Below are 19036 nucleotides of genomic sequence, written 5' to 3'. Positions count from 1 at the left end.
GGTACGGTGCGGCGTTTGACATTTGGATAGTTTGATATTTCTGAGATGTTGCGCCCTTTTTAATAAGGTTTTTCTGGGCGGGCAGGATGCCCACCCCACAAGAAATTCATTCTTTGTGGAACAGGCATCTTGCCTGTTCTAACAGCGATTTACAGATGACGGTACGGTGCGGCGTTTGACATTTGGATAGTTTGATATTTCTGAGATGTTGCGCCCTTTTTAATAAGGTTTTTCTGGGCGGGCAGGATGCCCACCCCACAAGAAATTCATTCTTTGTGGAACAGGCATCTTGCCTGTTCTAACAGCGATTTACAGATGATGGTACGGTGCGGCGTTTGACATTTGGATAGTTTTGGCATAAAGCGGTTTATGCTATGGTGGGATTGATTCAGGGCGATCGCTCGATCTGGCAGAGTTTGAGATGGAAAGGGCGATCGTATCCCTCGATCGAACTCAGCCTGTGATATCATTTCCGTTTAATTCGGAATTGTATCTAATCAGATTCTGTAGGGGCGGGTTCGCCGAGATATTTGATAAATATTGACAAATTCTATAAACCCGCCCCGCCCCTACGCCCGACGATACAACCGGAAACGATATGATTCCATTGTGGCTAGATAAAATTCATTTCAAAAATAGCCAAGATATTAGCAGACTAGAGCAATCCCAAAAAACATCTAACAAATTTGGCAAAGGTGTGGGATAAATTGTAAAGTAAAGGTTTTGAGGGTAGAGGAAATCGTATGGCGAGGCAAAAAAAACCTGACCAAAGAGCGATCGGGCAATACAACCACGAAAACCAACAAAGGGTAAATAACCCACCCGTCGGACTGGTTACGCCAGACACCGATCCAGATGGGGATAGCAAACAATATGCCTACGATCCTCACCTTGACCCTCAGTTAGTTTGGGCTGGCAAAGCAGAACATACTAGCTTTGAAGTCCCTACAGTCTCGCTGCACGTTCACGAACGCATCGATCCGCGCAGCATTATTGAAGCAGTGCGGAAGCAAAATCAAAGTCAGGGCGTGCAGTTATCTCTGTTTGAAACAGCAGAGGAAAATCCACCGATTCGACAGGCGATCGAGTTTTACAAGCACAAGCATAATTGGAGTAACCGCTTAGTTGCGGGAGACTCGCTTTTAGTGATGAATTCCCTATTAGAAAAAGAGGGAATGGCGGGACAAGTACAGATGATTTATTTCGATCCGCCCTATGGGATTAAATATGGTTCAAATTTTCAGCCGTTTGTAAATAAGCGGGATGTGAAAGATGGTAAGGATGAGGATTTGACTCAAGAACCGGAAATGATTAAGGCATTTCGGGATACTTGGGAATTGGGCATTCATTCTTATTTGAGTTATTTAAGAGATAGATTGTTGTTGGCGAGGGAGTTATTGTCGGAAAGTGGTAGTATTTTTGTCCAAATTTCCAGTGATAATCTGCATTTTGTTAGATGTTTGATGGATGAGGTTTTTGGCATAAACAACTTTATGAGTTTAATATCTTATACGACAACAGGAGGCTTTGAAACATCCTCTTTAAGTCGTGTAGGAGATTATATTATTTGGTACTCTAAAAGTAAAGAAATTAAGTATTATCAGTTATTTTTTGAAAAAACATCAACAACTTTAAAAGGTGGCGATTACCGATATTTAGAACTATTAGATGGCACTCGCCGCCTAATGACTCAAAAAGAGCGAGAGGGTATGGAATCTCTGCCCAAAGGTTCTAAAGTGTTCAGGCTAGATAATACTACCAGTCAAGGGTCGGCTTCAGATCCACAACCTTTTAACTTTGAAAATAAAACTTATCATCCCCGCGCCGGAAGTCATTGGAAAGCAAAATATCCTGATGGAATGGAACAATTAAAAATAGCAAAAAGATTATTTAGTCGTGAAGGTAGTTTAGCTTACATAAGATGTCTAGATGATTTCCCCGTCATCAGATTAACAAATATTTGGACAGATACTTCGGTAGCAGGTACACCCGAAGGAAAGTTATTTGTTGTTCAAACGAATCCAAAGGTTATTGAACGTTGCCTTTTAATGACCACCGATCCAGGTGACTTAGTTCTCGACATCACCTGTGGTTCCGGTACAACTGCCTATGTTGCGGAACAATGGGGACGCAGATGGATAACCTGCGACACCTCAAGAGTAGCAGTAACCCTAGCCAAACAACGGTTAATGACCGCCACCTTTGACTATTATCAACTAGCAAATTCCCTGGAAGGTGTAGGTAGTGGTTTTAAATACAAAACCGTCCCTCACATCACCCTCAAATCGATTGCCAATAACCCAGAAATTCGGGAAGGCATGAACCGCATAGAAATCGAACAAGCTATTAATAAATATGCCGACCAAGAAACCCTCTACGACCAACCCTTGATAGATAAATCCAGAGCCAGAGTTACTGGCCCATTTACAGTTGAAGCAGTCCCCGCCCCCATAGTCAAACCAATTGATGATGTTATCAATCCACCCGTTGCCGACCAATCGATTGCCCGTTCTGGCGAAACTCTGCGGCAATCAGAATGGCGTGATGAAATGCTAAAAACAGGAATTCGCGGTAAAAACGGGCAATACATCCTGTTTTCGCGAGTCGAAGCTTTACCCGGTACTCGCTGGCTTCATGCCGATGCCGAAACTAAACCTAACGATTTGGGAGCCAATACCGTCAAAGAATCTGGCGGCACTTATGATAAACCGATGCGAGTTGTGATTTCTTTCGGGCCAGAACACGCACCCCTAGAACAACGCCAAGTCACTCAAGCTATTGAAGAAGCACAAACTTTAGTACCAAAACCGAAGTTAATCATCTTTGCCGCCTTCCAATTTGACCCGGAAGCGGCCAAAGACATCGACGAAACCAACTGGCCTGGTGTCACGCTTCTGAAAGCACAAATGAACATGGATATGCAGACAGAAGACCTTAAGAAAAAACGCGCTAGTAACGATAGCTTCTGGCTGATGGGTCAACCAGATGTCGCCCTCCGCCGCATTGCTCAAGGCGAAAATAAAGATAAGTGGGAAGTAGAAGTTTTTGGCTTCGATTACTACAACACCAAGACTGGAAATATCGAGTCTGGCAGCGTTGAAAAAATTGCCGTATGGATGTTAGATACCGATTATGATGGCAGAAGCGTTTTCCCGCGTCAGGTTTTCTTCCCAATGGCAGGAGAAAAAGATGCTTGGTCACGCCTAGCCCGCAATCTGAAAGCCGAAATTGACGAGGATTTAATTGAGTCCTATCAAGGGACTGTTTCGTTACCTTTTGAAATCGGCGAGTATCAGCGCGTTGCTGTCAAGATTGTGGACGATAGGGGAATTGAAAGTTTGAAAATTATTCGATTAACGCCATGAATTCAAAGAAACCCGGTTTCTTAAAGAAACCGGGTTTCTAACGCCCACAGATTATTTTAACGTTAAAATGATATTAGACGATTGGAGGTTGTGCCATGCTTCAAGCTATATCCAAGATAATGACTTTTGATGAATTTCTGGAATCGAAACCAGAAAACGGACGCTACGAACTACATAACGGAGTTATTGTTGAAATGCAGACCACAGGAAAACATGAAGAGGTTGTTGAATTTTTGCAGACAGAGCTAACCTTAGAAACTCGCAGGTTGCAACTTCCTTATCGATTTCCCCGGAATGCCCTGGTTAAACCTCCGAGTCAAGAAACGGGTTATTTGCCTGATATTTTGGTAGTCAAACGTGATGCTTTAGTCTTAGAACCTTTGTGGGAAAAATCCTCAACAATTACTCAAGGCTCGTCCATTCCTCTAATCATTGAAGTTGTCAGCACAAATTGGCGCGATGATTATGCACACAAAATGATCGATTATGAAGCATTAGGCATTCCTGAATATTGGATTGTAGATTATTTGGGTTTAGGTGGTAGCCGTTATATTGGTTCTCCGAAACAGCCTACTTTATCGGTTTATCAGCTAGTAGATGGTGAGTATCAAATTAAGCTGTTTCGGGGAGATAAAAGAGTAGAATCAGCGGTGTTTCCAGAGTTAAAGTTGACCGCAAAGCAAATTTTTAATGGTGGGTAATTATTCAGACGATAAATCTTATTTAGGACTTGCACACGGGGTGTGAGAAACCGGGTTTCTTGTCAGGGTATGACGCTGAAAGCGTAGGTTTTCGTCCAATAAGGTTCAGTTAAAACTATTTATTCCTCGGAGATCCCCTAAATCCCCCTTAAGAAGGGGGACTTTGAATAAATTCTTGTCCCCCCCTTTTTAAGGGGGGCTAGGGGGGATCGAGCTTAACCCAAGCGTATTGGGTTTTCGTCAAGAAACCCGGTTTCTTTGATTTTTTACTATACCATCAACTCAAAGTGAATAAAAAAAATTAACCTAGCAAAACTTATGCCATCACAAACTACAATTAATCAACTAATTATCAATTCTCCCTACGAAGAACCGAAACAATATTGGCACTACGATCGCACTTCTCGCCTTTTCAACCTTGCAGAAGGAAGAAGACCCGCAGGCTATATCATTGCTTCGGAAAGCTCCAAAACCTTCGACGATCCAGGCAAATTTGTCGAAATTCCTCTAGTTAACCAAATCCGTCCCCGCGTCAAAGCTTGGGGCAATGAGGGACACCCCGGCGTTACAGGCGTTACCAAACGTCTGCTAGAACACTGGCACAACTCCGAAGAACGGGACTTTCCCTTCTTTTTCTGTCAGTTAGAAGCCATAGAAACCCTAATCTGGCTAACGGAATCCCCCCCGTCTGAAAAAGTTGGTATCGACATTCCTTCAGATGGGGGAAACTTCAAACGCCTGTGTTCCAAAATGGCAACAGGTTCCGGCAAAACAATCGTCATGGCAATGTTAATTGCATGGCAAATTCTGAATAAAGTTACCTATCCCCAAGACTCCCGCTTTTCCAAAGCTATTTTTGTAATTGCCCCCGGACTTACAGTTAAGAATCGCCTGCAAGTTCTGCTTCCCTCTGCTGAAAATAACTACTATGAAATTTTCAATATAGTGCCTATTGGCTTATTCGATCAACTTCGTCAAGGCAAAGTTTTAATCCGTAACTGGCACACTTTAAACTGGGAAACTGAGGAACAAATTAAAAAGAAAAAAGGAGTTGATAAACGTGGTGCAAAAAGTAACGAAGCCTACGCAAGGGAGGTTTTAGGTGAACTTGGCAACTCCAGCAATATAGTTGTGATCAACGACGAAGCACACCACGCATGGCGCATTCCTGCTGAATCCAAAGTTAAAGGTGTCAGCAAAGAAGACTTAGATGAGGCAACTAAGTGGGTTGGTGGGTGCGATCGTATCCACCAAGCTAGAAAAATCCTCACCTGCTTTGACTTCTCCGCCACACCCTTTGCCCCGTCTGGGAAAAAGAGTTCCGAAGAAGCGCTATTTGGCTGGATTGTCAGTGATTTTGGCTTAAATGATGCGATCGAATCTGGCTTAGTCAAGACTCCCCGCGTTGTGATTCGCGACGATGCAAGACTCAACGTGCAAGATTTCAAATCCCGTCTTTACCATCTTTATCGAGATCCAGAAGTTTACGATGATGTAAATCGTAAAGCCAAGCCCAATGAATCGCTTCCTGATTTGCTCAACAACGGCTACCTCTTACTCGGAAAAGATTGGCTGGAAACTGCGAAAGCATGGAAAGAATCTGGGCATAAAGTTCCACCAGCAATGATTTCGATCGCCAACCGTACCGAAACTGCTGCCCGAATCAAATATGCCTTTGACCATAACAAAATTCAGGTCGAAGAACTTTGCATTCCAGAATACACCTTACACATAGATTCTAACGTTCTGAAAATGGCAGAATCCCAAGAGGAAAGCACTGAGATACAAGACACAAACCCAGAGACTGCCGAAGATGATAACTCTGATGATGAGCCTATTCGCAAACTTTCTAAGAAAGAACAGGCAGAACTTTTACGGCAAATGGTGGATACGGTTGGCCAAGTTGGGAAGCCTGGGGAACAGATTCAAAATGTCATCTCAGTTGGGATGCTGTCTGAAGGCTGGGACGCTAAAACTGTAACGCATATTATGGGGATTCGCGCATTCACCAGCCAACTTCTCTGCGAACAAGTCGTAGGTAGAGGTTTACGGAGAACTACTTACGACATCAACCGAGAAACAAACCTACTTGAAGCCGAATATGTTAATATTTTTGGTGTTCCTTTTACCTTTCTTCCCCACGAATCCGATGAAGGAACTCCGCCTCCGCCCCCTACTCCTAAAACTGAAATTAAACCCGATCCAGAAAAGCAGCAGTTTGAAATAAGCTTTCCCAATATCGTCCGCATTGATTACATTTATAAACCAGAACTCAAACTCGATTTGAGTCAGGTTAAACCTTTGAAGTTAAATGCCTCTGACAATATTACCCTAGCAGACCTCGCTCCCAGTGTCGATGGCAAACCCGATGTCACGAAAATAAAGGCGATCGATCTAGAAGATTTAGGTCACAAATTTCGGATGCAAAAAATCACTTTTGAGGTTGCTAGAGATATTTTCGATCAGATGAAACCCGGCTGGAAAGGTAATCGAGAATACTTACTGGCAAAACTGATTCAATTAGTCGAACAATTCATCCACTCAGATTTTATCCAAATTACTCCGCCATTGTTCAATCGAGACGAAATCCGACGACGTATCCCGATCACTCTTAATCTGAGAAAAGTCGTTGAACACATCTGGAACGCTATTTATTTAGAAAATACAGAAAGAATTGAACCAGTTTTCGATCCAGTTCATCCAATCCGATCTACAGGTGATATGCGTTCCTGGTACACAGGTAAACCTTGTGAGTACACTCGTAAATCTCACATCAACTGCTGCGTCTTTGACAGTACATGGGAAGCCAGCGAAGCCTACGAACTCGATCGAGAAAGAAACGCTCATATTGTAGATGCTTGGGTGAAAAACGATCACCTTGGATTTGAGATTCTCTATATTTTTGGCGGAGTTGTTCGGAAATATCGCCCCGACTTTATAGTTCGTCTGAAAAATGGCAATTTTTTGATTCTAGAAACTAAAGGAAAACAAACTCGTCAAGATGAGGCTAAATGGGTATTTCTCGATCAGTGGATTAAAGCTGTTAACCAGCATGGTGGTTTTGGTCATTGGCAGTATGATGTATCCACAAATCCGGCTGATGTTCGATTAATCTTGGAAAAAGCTGCATTTCAGTTGAGATAAAGTTACTATAATATAGCGTCCGGGGATGAGTAGACCCGACACCTACCCACAAACTATGCAACCCATCCAAATTACCACATTCCAAGCTTTGTGGCGCAGCCTGGGCCTGATAATCAAAGCCGCACCAATAGAACTCCGCCATTTAATAATACTCAACATTATCAGCGGTGCGGCCCCATCTGCCGTGCTATTTTTAGATAAATTAATCATTGATGAAGTATCTCGGTTGCTGTCGCAAACCCAAACAGCACAGCCCTTTGCTTTGATGCTTTCCCGGCCAATATTGCTGTGGAGTATTGCCGGAGTCTTAAGTCTAAAGTTAATCGGCGACTCTCTCGAAACAATGAGTTCTTTTGCGGCAACATCCCTGCGCGATCGCGTTCAAGGCTTTGTCGAAGGAAAAGTCCTGGAAAAAGTCGCTAATTTCGACGATATTGCCCTGTTTGAAAACCCGGAACTATTAAATATAGTAGAACTCGCAAAAACCGGAGTATCCAAAATACAGCAACTAGCATTTACCCTCAGCGTGGCGATCACGGGAATTTTTATATTTATTCCCTCTATTAGCCTTGCTGCTACGATAGCTTGGTGGGTGCCAGTCCTGATGCTGATTTCATCATCTCCCTCAATTTACATCCAAAGAAAATATAGCAGAATTATCTGGAGAGTTCAAAGAAAGCAAGCTAAAATCAGCCGCGAGATGAACTTATCCGCTAGAGTATTGACCGGGGAAGAATACGCTAAAGAATTGCGTTTGTTTGGCTTGCAGGAACTTTGGCTCAAACGCTGGCAGGGCCAGTTTTTGCAGTTTTTTAGCGAGATGCAGCAAATCCGAAAAAAAGGAGCAATTGTTGTACTTTTTTGGTCAGTGTTTAGTAGAGTAGGAGTAGCTTTGCCATTTGTTTATGTGGTAATGGGAGCTTTGGGAGGGCGCTATACTTTGGGGGATGTGGCGCTTTATTCGGGTTTGATTGTCCAAGTGGAGCAAAGTTTGCAATTATTGATTGGCACTTCTACTAATTTGTACGATATCTCTCTCAGCGTTAGTCCGATTTTTCAACTGTTGGAACTCAAGCCAGAATTGCAGTCTCCGCTTGTGGATGTGGCATCTCGCCTGCCTAGTTTACCAGAAGACGGGCAAGAGGCCCGTGCCACAAAAGATAAAATTGGTATCGAGATTAAGCATCTATCTTTCTGCTATCCCGGTAGCAATAAAAGCACGGTTGAAGATATCAACTTAACGATTAATCCGGGTGAAATGCTAGTGCTTGTTGGTGAAAATGGCGCGGGTAAAACGACCCTTGGTAAACTCCTCGGCCGCCTGTACGACCCGACAAGTGGTACGATCGACTGGAACGGCAAAGATTTGCGATCGTACCCTCTAGCATACGTGCGATCGCGCATCGCCGTCGTTATGCAAGATTACGCCCGTTTCCCCTCCACAGTCCGCGAAAACGTCGGTTTCGGCGACTTGCTTTCACTGTCAGATGACACCGCAATTAACGAAGCTATTTCCGAAGCAGGAATTAGCGCCAAAGTCAATAGTCTTGCCGCAGGTTTAGAGACACCGTTGGGGAAACAATTAGAAGACGGCATAGACTTATCGGGGGGACAGTGGCAAAGAATTGCGATCGCCCGCGCCTTAATGCGGCTTTCTACAGCCGAAGTGCTCATTTTTGACGAACCAACCGCCGCCCTAGACCCCAAGACAGAACACGAAATTTACAGCATCTTCCGCCAAATAGCCGCCGGGAAAACAACCATAGTCATCAGTCACAGATTGGGATTAGCAAAAATTGCCGATCGTATCGCCGTCATGGAAAACGGTAAAATAGCAGAAATAGGAACTCACGACGAATTGATAGCATCAAACGGAATTTACTGCTCAATGTTCACCCGTCAAGCTAGCAGTTATATTTAGAGTAAAACAAACAGTCCGCCAGGGGTTAAAACCCCTGTCTCATAGCGAAAATCGGTTGAAACTCACATTTTGCACCATTCTTAAGAACAGGCAAGATGCCTGTTCCACAAAGAGTGAATTTTGTTGTGGAACAGGCCGGAGAGCCTGTTCATAAAAAGCTTATTGAGAATGGTGCAACATCTCAGTTTCAACCGACTGGGGAGATATTGCAATGCTTGTTCAAAAATGTGTCTTTCAGTCCTCTTTGAGAGGACTTTTGCTATGAGACGGGGGTTTTCAACCCCCGGCGGACTTGTGGGTTAGCGTGGGGAATTTGGCGCGGGTGATTGCGATCAATTATCGCGGATTTGCGATATAATTTCTCTCGTTAGGGGGCGATAAACCGAGTTTCTGCGGCAATTTTCAGTGGAGTACGAGAAATATCGGAAGAAACCCGGTTCCTGGGATTAGCTGCGTGGCGAGAAACCGGGTTTCTGCCACAATTTTCCGCCTCGCACGAGAAATATCGGAAGAAACCCGGTTTCTGAGCGTGCGATCTTTTTGAGAAAATTGTCAGAAAGTGCGAGCTATAATAAAACCAACCTAGTTGGCGATAATATCAACGATGGAAACTATAACTCTCAACCTACCTGCAGCCGTCGCTTTAACCGACGAACAATTTTATCAATTGTCCATCGCTAATGAAGAGTGGCGATTAGAACAAACCCCCGAAGGAGAACTAATTATTATGCCTCCAACAGGCGGCGAAAGCGGCATCAGAAATTCCGATCTCAACCTACGAGTCGGCTTGTGGAATGAACGGACTCAATTAGGAAAAGTCTTTGACTCTTCCACCGTCTTTCAATTACCTAACGGTGCGAAGCGTTCTCCCGATGTTTCTTGGGTACTCCGAGAACGTTGGGAAGCATTATCCGCAGAAGATAAGCGCAAATTTCCTCCCCTGTGCCCGGACTTTGTAATAGAATTGCGTTCCCAAACTGATTCCCTAGAAACATTGCGGGCTAAAATGCGGTATTATCGAACTAACGGCTGTCGCTTAGGTTGGCTAATTGACCCGCAAACGCCTTTAGTAGAAATCTATCGGTTGTCTGAAGATGTAGCAGAAGTGATTAATTTCTCTTTTGACCAACCGCCTACACTTTCGGGTGAAGATGTACTTCCCGGATTTCTTCTAGATATTACACCTATTCTCAATCCTTGAATCTCGATCCATTTTCTTTGGTTGGCTGGCGAGAAACCGGGTTTCTGCGACAATTAGGGTTGAGTACGAGAAATAAGGGAAGAAACCCGGTTTCTGAGATGAGCCTCCATCCACAAAAATGATGAGCAATTATCTCCCCGTTAGAGTATCCGCATAAGGATCGGGCAAAGCTTGCTGCACCTCCAAAAGCGGCAAAGGATCTCCAGTCAACGGTTGGCTAATCAAATTTTTTTTTAGCCCATCCCCCCGGCGATCGCGCTCTTGCAGCTTCAGCAATTCCTCTTGATAAACAGCAACAATTCGCCCTAAACTCAGCACCAAATCATCCCAATTATCATCTCCCACCAACTTCTCAGAAATTCCCTCAAATAACTCTCCCGCTTGCCTTTTTTGAACATAAGCTTTCAAAAGCTTTCCCGACTTTTGCAAAACGGCCTGATAAATATCCCCATCAGACCACCACAGCCCCTGTTGACTCAGCAGCCAAGTCAAAATATACTCGCGAGCGTGTTGCTCCTTCACCCAGGCCGCGAGATACTGCAAATCTTCCATAGTTACAACAGTCTCCTAAATTTTCCTCAAAATGTCCGCTTGTTTGTATCTACCGTTACCGCGATCGACATAATACCTGCCTTATCATCACCTGTCCGCGTCATTAATATCCCTTAAATCTTAAAAAAACCCTACTGATTTACCAAACAGCAATTCTGAGAATATAAAAATAAACCTAAACCTCCTAGGTCTATTGTCCAATACTTTTAGTCCACCGGAAAGCGGTACACCCCGCCTCGCTTTCCTCTCTCGCAAATCAATCCTCAAGCGGGAACAACCAGCGGGTTATTAGCATGACAAAGCAAAATTTTGGTTTAATCGGTCTAGCAGTGATGGGCGAAAACCTAGCGCTCAACGTCGAAAGCAGAGGCTTCTCCGTGGCTGTGTACAACCGCACAGCAGCCAAAACCGACGACTTCATGGCCCTACGCGCCCCCGGCAAGAACATTGTAGCCGCCAAGACTCTGACAGAATTCGTCGATGCCCTAGAAACCCCACGCCGAATCTTAGTCATGGTGCAAGCTGGGAAACCCGTAGATGCGGTCATCGACCAGCTCAAACCCATGCTGTCACCGGGCGACATGATTATTGACGGCGGCAACTCGCTCTACGACGACACCGAACGCCGCACCAAAGATTTAGAATCGATGGGACTGGGATTTGTCGGCATGGGCATCAGCGGCGGCGAAGAAGGCGCGCTGAATGGTGCTAGCTTGATGCCCGGTGGGACGCAAACAGCTTACGGCCTACTAGAGCCAATTCTCACCAAAATTGCTGCTCAAGTAGATGACGGCCCCTGTGTCACATTCATCGGCCCCGGTGGCGCTGGCCACTACGTGAAGATGGTTCACAACGGCATTGAGTACGGGGATATGCAGCTCATTGCTGAAGCCTACGATTTGCTCAAAAACGTTGGTGGATTGGACGGCAAGCAGTTGCAGGAAGTTTTTGCCGAATGGAATACCACAGACGAACTCAACTCGTTTTTGATTGAAATTACGGCTAACATTTTCAAGTACAACGACCCGGAAACTAAGCAACCCTTAGTTGAGGTAATTATGGACGCAGCCGGTCAAAAAGGCACGGGCCGCTGGACTGTTATGAGTGCTTTGGAATTGGGCGTGAGCATTCCCACAATTATCGCTGCGGTGAATGCGAGAATCATGTCTTCTTACAAAGACGAGCGCATCAAAGCTTCCCAAGAACTAACCGGGCCTAGCGGCAAGTACGAAGGCGATACTAAAGAGTTTGTCAACAAAGTCCGGGATGCGCTTTACTGCTCGAAGATTTGCTCCTACGCGCAAGGCATGGCACTTTTGAGCGCCGCCTCGAAGTCGTACAAATATGACTTGAGTTTGAGCGAAATTTCCCGAATTTGGAAGGGTGGCTGTATTATTCGGGCTGGATTTTTGGACAAGATTAAAACAGCTTTCAAGGACGATCCTACGTTGCCGAATTTGCTGTTAGCGCCGGAGTTCAAACAGAGCATTCTCGATCGCCAATCAGCTTGGCGAGACGTGTTAGCTACTGCTTGCCAACTGGGGATTGCAGTACCGGCATTTAGCGCCTCGCTGGACTATTTCGACAGCTACCGGCGCGAAAGATTGCCGCAAAACCTCACGCAAGCTCAGCGTGATTATTTCGGGGCTCACACCTACGAGCGCACCGACAAACCGCGCGGTGAATTCTTCCACTCCGAGTGGACGCAGACTGCTAAAGAGTCGCTGCAAACCGGTACTACGGACTAATTAATTTTTGTAGGGTGCGTTTCGGCGCACCTTACTAATTATTCTGGGGTTGCAAATTGTTTTGACGTTTTTTTTCGAGATAGCTTTTAATATATTCGTCGTTAAAGAGCGATCGGGCGATCGTCAGTGCTTCTTGTCTTTCTGCGTCTGTCATGTAATCATCGCCTTTTATACCTGATGGCGGGTGTCGAGGATCGCCGCCTGCATCGAGGAATCGCTGACGTGCGATCGCCATTAATTCTCCTAATCTGCGGTCTTGCTCTCTTCTAATATCATGCGGTTTCGTCATAGTCTTCAAGCTCGTCTATACGAACAATCTCGCCACTTTGTAGTATAGCAGCCCTTGGTAACGCTCGACTAGGGGTTTCGATGTACCAAAAGCCTTTTTCTTCATCATATATTCTCCAGATCAGCAAGTCGAGAGTTTCCAGGGCATTGATAATTAAGTATTGGACTCCTGATGATGGCATAGGTCGATGTGTAGTTGAGCCAATTGGCTATTGTATCACCCATTGATGACAAAAATTTCAGTTATCATTGATTGTATCCCTGCACCTATTATCAATTCTCATAAATTCAGAGTTTCCCTAGATAATCAGTAATTAAGATCACAATGTGCTTGTGATATGGGTAGATAACTATACTGAGTAAATCGGGTACGCTCGTAAATACTTCTTTAAACTAAATATAATCTTATGTTAGATTTTATATTAGTAGCCGCTATCGTTTTCGCTGCGGTAAATATGATTTGGGAATGGGTAGATACCTGGAAAGAAGAAGAGCCAAGAAAATGTTTATCAGACAGTGGTATTCTGGAAGTAGATGAAATGACTGGCAAAGAGTTTGAAAAATTTCTAGCTTTCCATTTTATTAACTGTGGTTATATTGTTAATTTAACTAAACATAGTCAAGATTATGGAGCCGATCTAATTTTGTACAAAGATGGCTCAAGAACGGTGGTTCAAGCAAAAAGAACCAAAAGACCAGTTGGTATTAAAGCAGTTCAAGAAGTAGCAGGAGCGGTTAGATATTACAAAGGAAATAAAGCCATAGTAATCACCAACAACAGATTTACAAAAAATGCTTACAACCTTGCTGAATCTAACGACATAGAATTATGGGATAGAAAAATACTCATGGAATTCATCCTGACAGCTAAGAATTGTAAATAACTTATCTACCAAAGTAAGTTATATATAAAAGATGCACTGCTTTCTCACTATCTTTAATTTCAATTATTCATCATGTTACAAATTTCTAATACTGTGTTCATTCCAGATGGCGAAATCGAGATTAGTGCGATTCGCTCTCAAGGCGCGGGGGGACAAAATGTAAATAAGGTGGCGAGTGCGATTCACTTGCGCTTTGATATCCCAGCTTCCTCATTGCCCGATCGCTACAAGCAGCGTTTGTTGCAAATCAACGACCAGCGCATCACCTCCGAAGGCGTGATTGTCATCAAAGCCCAGGAACACCGCAGCCAGGAACAAAACCGGGAAGAGGCTTTGAGACGGCTGCAAGAACTGATTAAAAGTGCGATCGTCATACCGAAAAGGCGCAAACCCAGCAAAGCAACTCGTAGTTCCCAGCGCAAGCGTCTCGACAGCAAAACCAAGCGAGGGCATATTAAAGCTCTGAGAGGGAAAGTCACGGAGTGATTGATAATCTCAATTCCTATTAAAATTAGGATATAATTGTAGGTGATGATTGTTAATTTTAGGAAACAACCATGACAACTACTACAAGTAACGAGCCGACGCTAGCCGATGTTATTGAAAAGCTTGACAAGCTATCGGCAGAAGTTGAGAAATTATCAACTGATGTTGAGAAAACTAATGACAAAACCGACAGATTCAATGACAAATTTGATAACTACCAGAAAGCTACCCAATGGGTTGTGCAACTTGCTTTCACTTTGATTGCAAGCGCCACTATCACGGTGATTATCACTTCTGTTCTCCGTAAGTAATACCAAATCCTACTTTAATATCCTTTTTATAACTTGCTTGTTAGATGCCCGACTTCTTCAAGAAGTCGGGCATCTAATCTGCTTTTTTAGGTTGGTCTAATTAGAACTAAGCAACAAAAGTTGTCAGTCGGGATTTGGTGGGCCTAAGTCATTCGGTAAATCGTTAAGCGTTTTTCCCAAAGCTTTGCAAAGAGCTTTCATTTGAGCAATGGTCAGTTCTGGTTGGTCTAGTCCTCGTTCCCAGTTACTGATTGCTTGTTGGCTTAGGGTTTTTGCGCCCGTTTTGTCGGGAATTTGCTTTGCTAAAGCTGCTTGCGATAAACCCACAGCCTCCCGCAAGATTTGCAGTGCTGGTATATCTTTGGACTCTTGAGTTTGTTTCTTTCGGGGCATATCATAGGAAACTTACAAGCAGACTTGTTGACAACCGAGTTGTTTACAAGTATCCTTGTTAAAGATAGAGACAACACAAAGGCGGCTCCTTTAGCCGGACGGTGGAAACGCTTTGGTTTAGCGAGCTGCCTTATTTGTAGTTTCTACCCATTATGCCTGCATACCCTTAGTATTTTCCGGGCTTGGGTGCATGACTCAAGCCCCTTTCCCTAGACTTTTCCGAACCCCTGCGGGTTAGTTGTCGTTCGATGAGGGCGATCTTATCAAAGGGATATCGTCAGGGATGTTGGAGATATCGATGCCTAGCAATCTAGCCACGGTTTTGGGCGAAAGCTTTAACTCCCGGCATAGGGCGAAGAAATTATCCGCCCGTGGCATTTTCCGACAATTAACCCAGGAGTTCACTGTATTTAGAGAAACTCCTAGGTTTCGGGCTAGTTGTTCCTGAGTAGCTTCAGCCAATTGGATAGCTTCTTGAATAGTTTCTGGTTTGAGATAGTCTATATCTTGATTCATTTAAACTAAAGTTGTACAACTTTAGTTGACATAAATGAATTATCCAACTAAAGTTGTAAGTGACGGACATGACAGAAGGCGGCCGAGCGAGCCGAACATTCAAAACGTGCAGGTTTGAATAACCGCCTTATTTTTCGTGTCTATCAATTGTGCTTGCATACCCAAGCGTATTTTCGGGGGTTGGGCGCATACCTCAAGCCCCTTTTTTCTCAACGCCGAGGAGGTGGTGCCATGTAAAAGGTCGATCGACCTCACAGGAGTGCCCAACTCAAAATTGTATCAAAGATCCAGACCAAAACTTCAACTTTGCGATCGCACAACTTCCGTGCTATCGTGCCCTTTCTCGAACCATTCCAGATCATGTCCACATCAATTGACAACTTCTACCTAGGCGATGTCGCCTCCAACTTTCACTTTGCAGGCCCGCTGCTAGACTTTGAAGAAGAAATCCAGAATCAATCTCCCTTTCACGATTTAGACTATCTGACAGGCGAAATTAAAAGGGGATTCCTAGACTACGTGCGTCAAGGAATCATGCTGGACGCCATCCGAAAGCTGCGATTGTACAAAGACAAGTTCAAAACTTTTAAAAGTTACTGCGAACAAGCATTAGGTAGGCAGTATTTTTACTGCACACAAATTATCAAATCGGCGAGCATTTGCCTGCGCTTAATTAAAGCCGGATTTGAGATTTTGCCTAGCTGCGTTGCTCAAGTTGTCCCTTTGTTCAAACACGCAATTACCGACCAATACGGCGACTGTCGTTTACAGGAAAAGTGGCAAGAAGTTGTCGATGTCATACCCAAAGAAAGGATTACGGCAGTAACTATTGCTGAAACCGTTGACAACAATCCCAACCTGCGGCTCAAACAAATTCGCATAAAAACCGACACCTACGCCCTTTTAACGAAAAAAGCAGCCGCAGCCGGACTTTCAATTTCGGAATTTTTGGCAAGGTTGGTTGGCGAATACAATCCCAGCAATTTAGAGCAGCCAGCGGAACATACTCCCGAACAAGAGGAGATTTTAGACCAATTAGACGCGGAGTTTAAGAAGCCGACCACGGAACCGACTTCAACTTCTGCCCCAAGAAAAGTTAAGTCTAAAGGTTTTGGAGTCAAAGTTGAGCCTAAAGGTGGTAAAACGGAAGTGAAGGCGAAAACTTCGGAAAGGGAAGTTAAGGCGAAAACTTCGGAAGGTGAAGTTAAGTTCAAAAATCGGCAAAGTGAAATCCAAGCCGAGAAACAGTCGAATTCATTTAATGAGAAAAATCATGAAGTCATCTGCCCAAAATCCTATCATGCGTCAACTGAAATTAATGGAGGCTCAACTGAACGAAATTCAGTGCCACCTTATTAAAGCCAGTGTGTTGAATTGGTGGCAAATAGTTTTGCCTGACGGTCAGAAAATTGCGATCGAGCACGCGGGCGGCGGACACTGGATTTTTCGGGCTAACGGGCTTGAGAAATTTCATCCAGAAGTGCGGCTAGCGGTGTTAAGGGCGATCGCCCAAGGCTGTCGCCGATAAGTGATCAAGGGGTTTTTCCCTTTGGCGTCTCAAGTAGTCCTGCGGGTGAGGACACGGCTGTGATGCCGTGTCCCGGAAGGGGCTGGTGGGCGGACACTACTACCACGTCTTCTGAAATAGTCAAACCAAAAGCTTTATGCACTTTTTCTAAAGTCAAATCACTGTAAGCCATTTGATTTTTTCCCTTATTTTACAGAATGGCTGACCTTGACTTATTCTGTCACCGTTCGTGTGGAACTGAGCCAAATATCTGCGGAAAACAGAACTCTTAGTGAGATCGAAAACCTAAAACCCTTGATTTATAAATGATGGAAATTCATGGACACAACTGGACTCGAACCAGTGACCCCTACGATGTCAAGGTTCAGCTAGGTTGTCCATAATAGTTACTGCATATAGCTTTTAGTCATTGTCATTTATTGATATATCATTTTTATCGACTTTCTGAGATTTTTCAGAATTCTGAGACTCTCGATCGGCTAACCATTCAAGCAGAGCCATGCGGACGATCGATGCCAGCGACTGATTCGGTTCGATCGCCGCATCTCGCAGCCTTTCGCGCAAACCGCCCACATCGAACGTAAGCCGATCGCGCCCATCCCTACTTTTCCCTTTTTTACTATTTTCCTCGCTCATAAATCCAGCATATTCGATGAGCGCAACAAATCTTAGCTAAAATACTCAAGTTTGTGTTGACGTAACATCCAATGGATGTTACAGTGGCAAAAACGCCCAGTTCAGCGTTGGTAGCGCTGAACTGGACTTTCCCACAAATGCCGTGTGCCGGCACAAGGAGACAGAATGATTTTACAGCAACACGTTCAGCAATACCCAGTCATTGTTCGTCGCTCTCTTCACTCAGATGTACGAGTTATGGCTCCGGGTCGGACAAAAAAGGAAGCAGTTGCTCAAATGCTCAAGAACTGCAAACAATACGGCTACTACGACTGTACCGATGTTGAACCAGCTCCTGAACCGGGGAGTAACAAAGACTCACGCTAGTTTTTTTTGAGGTTTCGTGAGCTATCGTCCCCCCCCTTATTTCAATACCAGCCGATAGCTCATTTCATGGCTTATGAAACGCCAAAAACCAGTAACAGCGCAGTTTGAGGATGAATGGGGCAGACGAAATTTTTGGACTCGATCGCAAATCAAGCAAGTCCTCGGCTACGTGGGTCGGAAAAACCGACGACAACGGAAAACTGACCCCATGCCTGAAGCAACATTCAAGCGCCGACTGGTACTGCTGGAAGAAGAATGCCCGGAGTGCGATCGAGTCCTCCATGCCCGCAAATTCTCAGACTTTCAAAAATGGTGCCTTGTTGAGCTCGAACAGATTTTTTTGAAGTGCGATCGAGACATCGACAAAACCAGAAAACACTTGCAAAATATAGGACTACCAACGGATGACTACGATTTCAAGAGTCGATCTCAAATTTGAATTGGGACTCGGCAAAGTCAGCGACATTACCAGCGTCCGTAAAGCGCTCGGTCATCGCAAATGGCAAAATTCCCAAGTTGAGGGCTGCGACATTGACGAAGTTCGCGAATACTATCGACTGGTGCGCGAACAAATGATGCTTCCGGCTGATGCTTTAGTGGAAATTGCTTCTGTTCGCAACGGGTATGCCGAACACTGCGACGATATCAACGATCGCGAAATTGACCACAGCCAACATCAGGATTCAGAGGAAGAAGTTAACGGGATGCTGGTCGCTGTCAGAGGTATGACTCAAGAGGCAAGTTTGGCTATGACTGATATTGCTGATGCAGCATCAGATGCGATCGTAGACAGCCTTTTCATAGCGGTAGGCGAAAACGTAATCGACAAAATTAGCAGTCGGACCCGTAATATTCGCTCTAATTTCAGTCAAGTGATTGACGCAATTCACCAAACTCCGCTCGATTTGCGGAAAGGAAGTTTACCGGGAAAAAAAGCCCCGAAGCAGATTTCTGGACTTTGGGGTTAGTCGAATCTTGTGCAGAACTAGCTGAAGC

23 protein-coding genes are annotated in these 19036 nt (G+C 44.5%); 15 read left to right on the top strand and 8 right to left on the bottom strand.

The features are described from left to right. Positions 1–266 precede the first annotated feature (266 nt). Complete coding sequence (locus QUB16_RS06855; RefSeq protein WP_333315070.1) at positions 267–470, bottom strand: hypothetical protein; 204 nt, start codon at positions 468–470, stop codon at positions 267–269. A 273-nt stretch (positions 471–743) separates the two neighbouring features. Here QUB16_RS06855 and QUB16_RS06850 point away from each other — a divergent pair, with 273 nt between their 5' ends. The 6 genes from QUB16_RS06850 (at position 744) to QUB16_RS06825 (ending at position 10332) form a co-directional block, all read left to right on the top strand. Further along, positions 744–3365, top strand: a complete 2622-nt coding sequence (locus QUB16_RS06850; RefSeq protein ID WP_333315068.1) for a site-specific DNA-methyltransferase — start codon at positions 744–746, stop codon at positions 3363–3365. Between the two features lie 95 nt (positions 3366–3460). Further along, a complete protein-coding gene (locus tag QUB16_RS06845) occupies positions 3461–4066 on the top strand; it encodes a Uma2 family endonuclease (protein WP_333315067.1) in 606 nt (201 codons plus the stop codon). 318 nt (positions 4067–4384) lie between these two features. Then, positions 4385–7210, top strand: a complete 2826-nt coding sequence (locus QUB16_RS06840; RefSeq protein WP_333315066.1) for a BPTD_3080 family restriction endonuclease — start codon at positions 4385–4387, stop codon at positions 7208–7210. Between the two features lie 55 nt (positions 7211–7265). Beyond that, the gene (locus QUB16_RS06835) at positions 7266–9131 is read left to right on the top strand and encodes an ABC transporter ATP-binding protein (protein WP_333315064.1); all 1866 of its coding nucleotides are present in this window, start codon (positions 7266–7268) and stop codon (positions 9129–9131) included. 95 nt (positions 9132–9226) lie between these two features. Beyond that, positions 9227–9379: a hypothetical protein gene (locus QUB16_RS06830; protein WP_333315063.1), complete on the top strand. Its 153-nt coding sequence runs from the start codon at positions 9227–9229 to the stop codon at positions 9377–9379. 356 nt (positions 9380–9735) lie between these two features. Continuing rightward, on the top strand, positions 9736–10332 hold the full coding sequence (locus QUB16_RS06825) for a Uma2 family endonuclease (protein WP_333315061.1): 597 nt from the start codon (positions 9736–9738) through the stop codon (positions 10330–10332). 129 nt (positions 10333–10461) lie between these two features. Here the strand turns inward: QUB16_RS06825 and QUB16_RS06820 are convergent, their stop codons facing one another. After that, on the bottom strand, positions 10462–10884 hold the full coding sequence (locus tag QUB16_RS06820) for a hypothetical protein (protein ID WP_333145077.1): 423 nt from the start codon (positions 10882–10884) through the stop codon (positions 10462–10464). A 293-nt stretch (positions 10885–11177) separates the two neighbouring features. Here QUB16_RS06820 and gnd point away from each other — a divergent pair, with 293 nt between their 5' ends. Beyond that, the gene (gene gnd, locus QUB16_RS06815; RefSeq protein ID WP_333315059.1) at positions 11178–12632 is read left to right on the top strand and encodes a decarboxylating NADP(+)-dependent phosphogluconate dehydrogenase; all 1455 of its coding nucleotides are present in this window, start codon (positions 11178–11180) and stop codon (positions 12630–12632) included. A gap of 34 nt (positions 12633–12666) precedes the next feature. Here the strand turns inward: gnd and QUB16_RS06810 are convergent, their stop codons facing one another. Together QUB16_RS06810 and QUB16_RS06805 are read right to left on the bottom strand one after the other, a co-directional pair. Further along, a complete protein-coding gene (locus tag QUB16_RS06810; protein ID WP_333315058.1) occupies positions 12667–12921 on the bottom strand; it encodes a hypothetical protein in 255 nt (84 codons plus the stop codon). Further along, the gene (locus QUB16_RS06805) at positions 12905–13102 is read right to left on the bottom strand and encodes a hypothetical protein (RefSeq protein WP_333145080.1); all 198 of its coding nucleotides are present in this window, start codon (positions 13100–13102) and stop codon (positions 12905–12907) included. Before QUB16_RS06805 ends, QUB16_RS06810 begins: the two co-directional genes overlap by 17 nt. Before the next feature lie 225 nt (positions 13103–13327). Here QUB16_RS06805 and QUB16_RS06800 point away from each other — a divergent pair, with 225 nt between their 5' ends. The 3 genes from QUB16_RS06800 (at position 13328) to QUB16_RS06790 (ending at position 14601) form a co-directional block, all read left to right on the top strand. After that, positions 13328–13804, top strand: a complete 477-nt coding sequence (locus QUB16_RS06800) for a restriction endonuclease (protein ID WP_333315057.1) — start codon at positions 13328–13330, stop codon at positions 13802–13804. Between the two features lie 72 nt (positions 13805–13876). After that, entirely contained in the window at positions 13877–14290 is a 414-nt protein-coding gene (gene arfB, locus QUB16_RS06795; RefSeq protein WP_333315056.1) for an alternative ribosome rescue aminoacyl-tRNA hydrolase ArfB, read from the top strand. Between the two features lie 71 nt (positions 14291–14361). Beyond that, complete coding sequence (locus QUB16_RS06790) at positions 14362–14601, top strand: hypothetical protein (protein WP_333201435.1); 240 nt, start codon at positions 14362–14364, stop codon at positions 14599–14601. Positions 14602–14724: 123 nt separating this feature from the next. Here QUB16_RS06790 and QUB16_RS06785 read toward each other — a convergent pair whose 3' ends face one another. Together QUB16_RS06785 and QUB16_RS06780 are read right to left on the bottom strand one after the other, a co-directional pair. Further along, positions 14725–14994 carry a helix-turn-helix transcriptional regulator gene (locus QUB16_RS06785; protein WP_015176288.1) on the bottom strand — a complete coding sequence of 90 codons (270 nt, stop codon included), beginning with the start codon at positions 14992–14994 and terminating at the stop codon, positions 14725–14727. Positions 14995–15228: 234 nt separating this feature from the next. Then, positions 15229–15510, bottom strand: a complete 282-nt coding sequence (locus QUB16_RS06780) for a helix-turn-helix transcriptional regulator (RefSeq protein ID WP_333245535.1) — start codon at positions 15508–15510, stop codon at positions 15229–15231. A 360-nt stretch (positions 15511–15870) separates the two neighbouring features. Between QUB16_RS06780 and QUB16_RS06775 the strand changes: the two genes are divergently transcribed. After that, positions 15871–16869, top strand: a complete 999-nt coding sequence (locus QUB16_RS06775; protein ID WP_333315055.1) for a hypothetical protein — start codon at positions 15871–15873, stop codon at positions 16867–16869. 7 nt (positions 16870–16876) lie between these two features. Further along, entirely contained in the window at positions 16877–17038 is a 162-nt protein-coding gene (locus QUB16_RS06770) for a hypothetical protein (RefSeq protein WP_333151443.1), read from the top strand. Positions 17039–17042: 4 nt separating this feature from the next. Here QUB16_RS06770 and QUB16_RS06765 read toward each other — a convergent pair whose 3' ends face one another. Together QUB16_RS06765 and QUB16_RS06760 are read right to left on the bottom strand one after the other, a co-directional pair. After that, entirely contained in the window at positions 17043–17210 is a 168-nt protein-coding gene (locus QUB16_RS06765; protein WP_333315054.1) for a hypothetical protein, read from the bottom strand. Positions 17211–17440: 230 nt separating this feature from the next. Continuing rightward, a complete protein-coding gene (locus QUB16_RS06760; RefSeq protein WP_333315052.1) occupies positions 17441–17674 on the bottom strand; it encodes a hypothetical protein in 234 nt (77 codons plus the stop codon). 165 nt (positions 17675–17839) lie between these two features. On the opposite strand from QUB16_RS06760, the gene QUB16_RS06755 reads away from it, so the two are divergent. From QUB16_RS06755 to QUB16_RS06745, 3 genes are all read left to right on the top strand, one after another. Continuing rightward, complete coding sequence (locus tag QUB16_RS06755) at positions 17840–18040, top strand: hypothetical protein (RefSeq protein WP_333315051.1); 201 nt, start codon at positions 17840–17842, stop codon at positions 18038–18040. A 73-nt stretch (positions 18041–18113) separates the two neighbouring features. Next, complete coding sequence (locus QUB16_RS06750) at positions 18114–18479, top strand: hypothetical protein (RefSeq protein ID WP_333315050.1); 366 nt, start codon at positions 18114–18116, stop codon at positions 18477–18479. Continuing rightward, positions 18445–19008 (top strand): hypothetical protein, encoded by a 564-nt coding sequence (locus tag QUB16_RS06745; RefSeq protein ID WP_333315049.1) that lies wholly within the window; start codon positions 18445–18447, stop codon positions 19006–19008. Before QUB16_RS06750 ends, QUB16_RS06745 begins: the two co-directional genes overlap by 35 nt. Positions 19009–19036 lie beyond the last annotated feature (28 nt).

Source organism: Microcoleus sp. D3_18a_C4 (assembly GCF_036702415.1).
GTDB lineage: Bacteria > Cyanobacteriota > Cyanobacteriia > Cyanobacteriales > Microcoleaceae > Microcoleus.
This window is presented reverse-complemented; position numbering and strand designations above follow the sequence as displayed.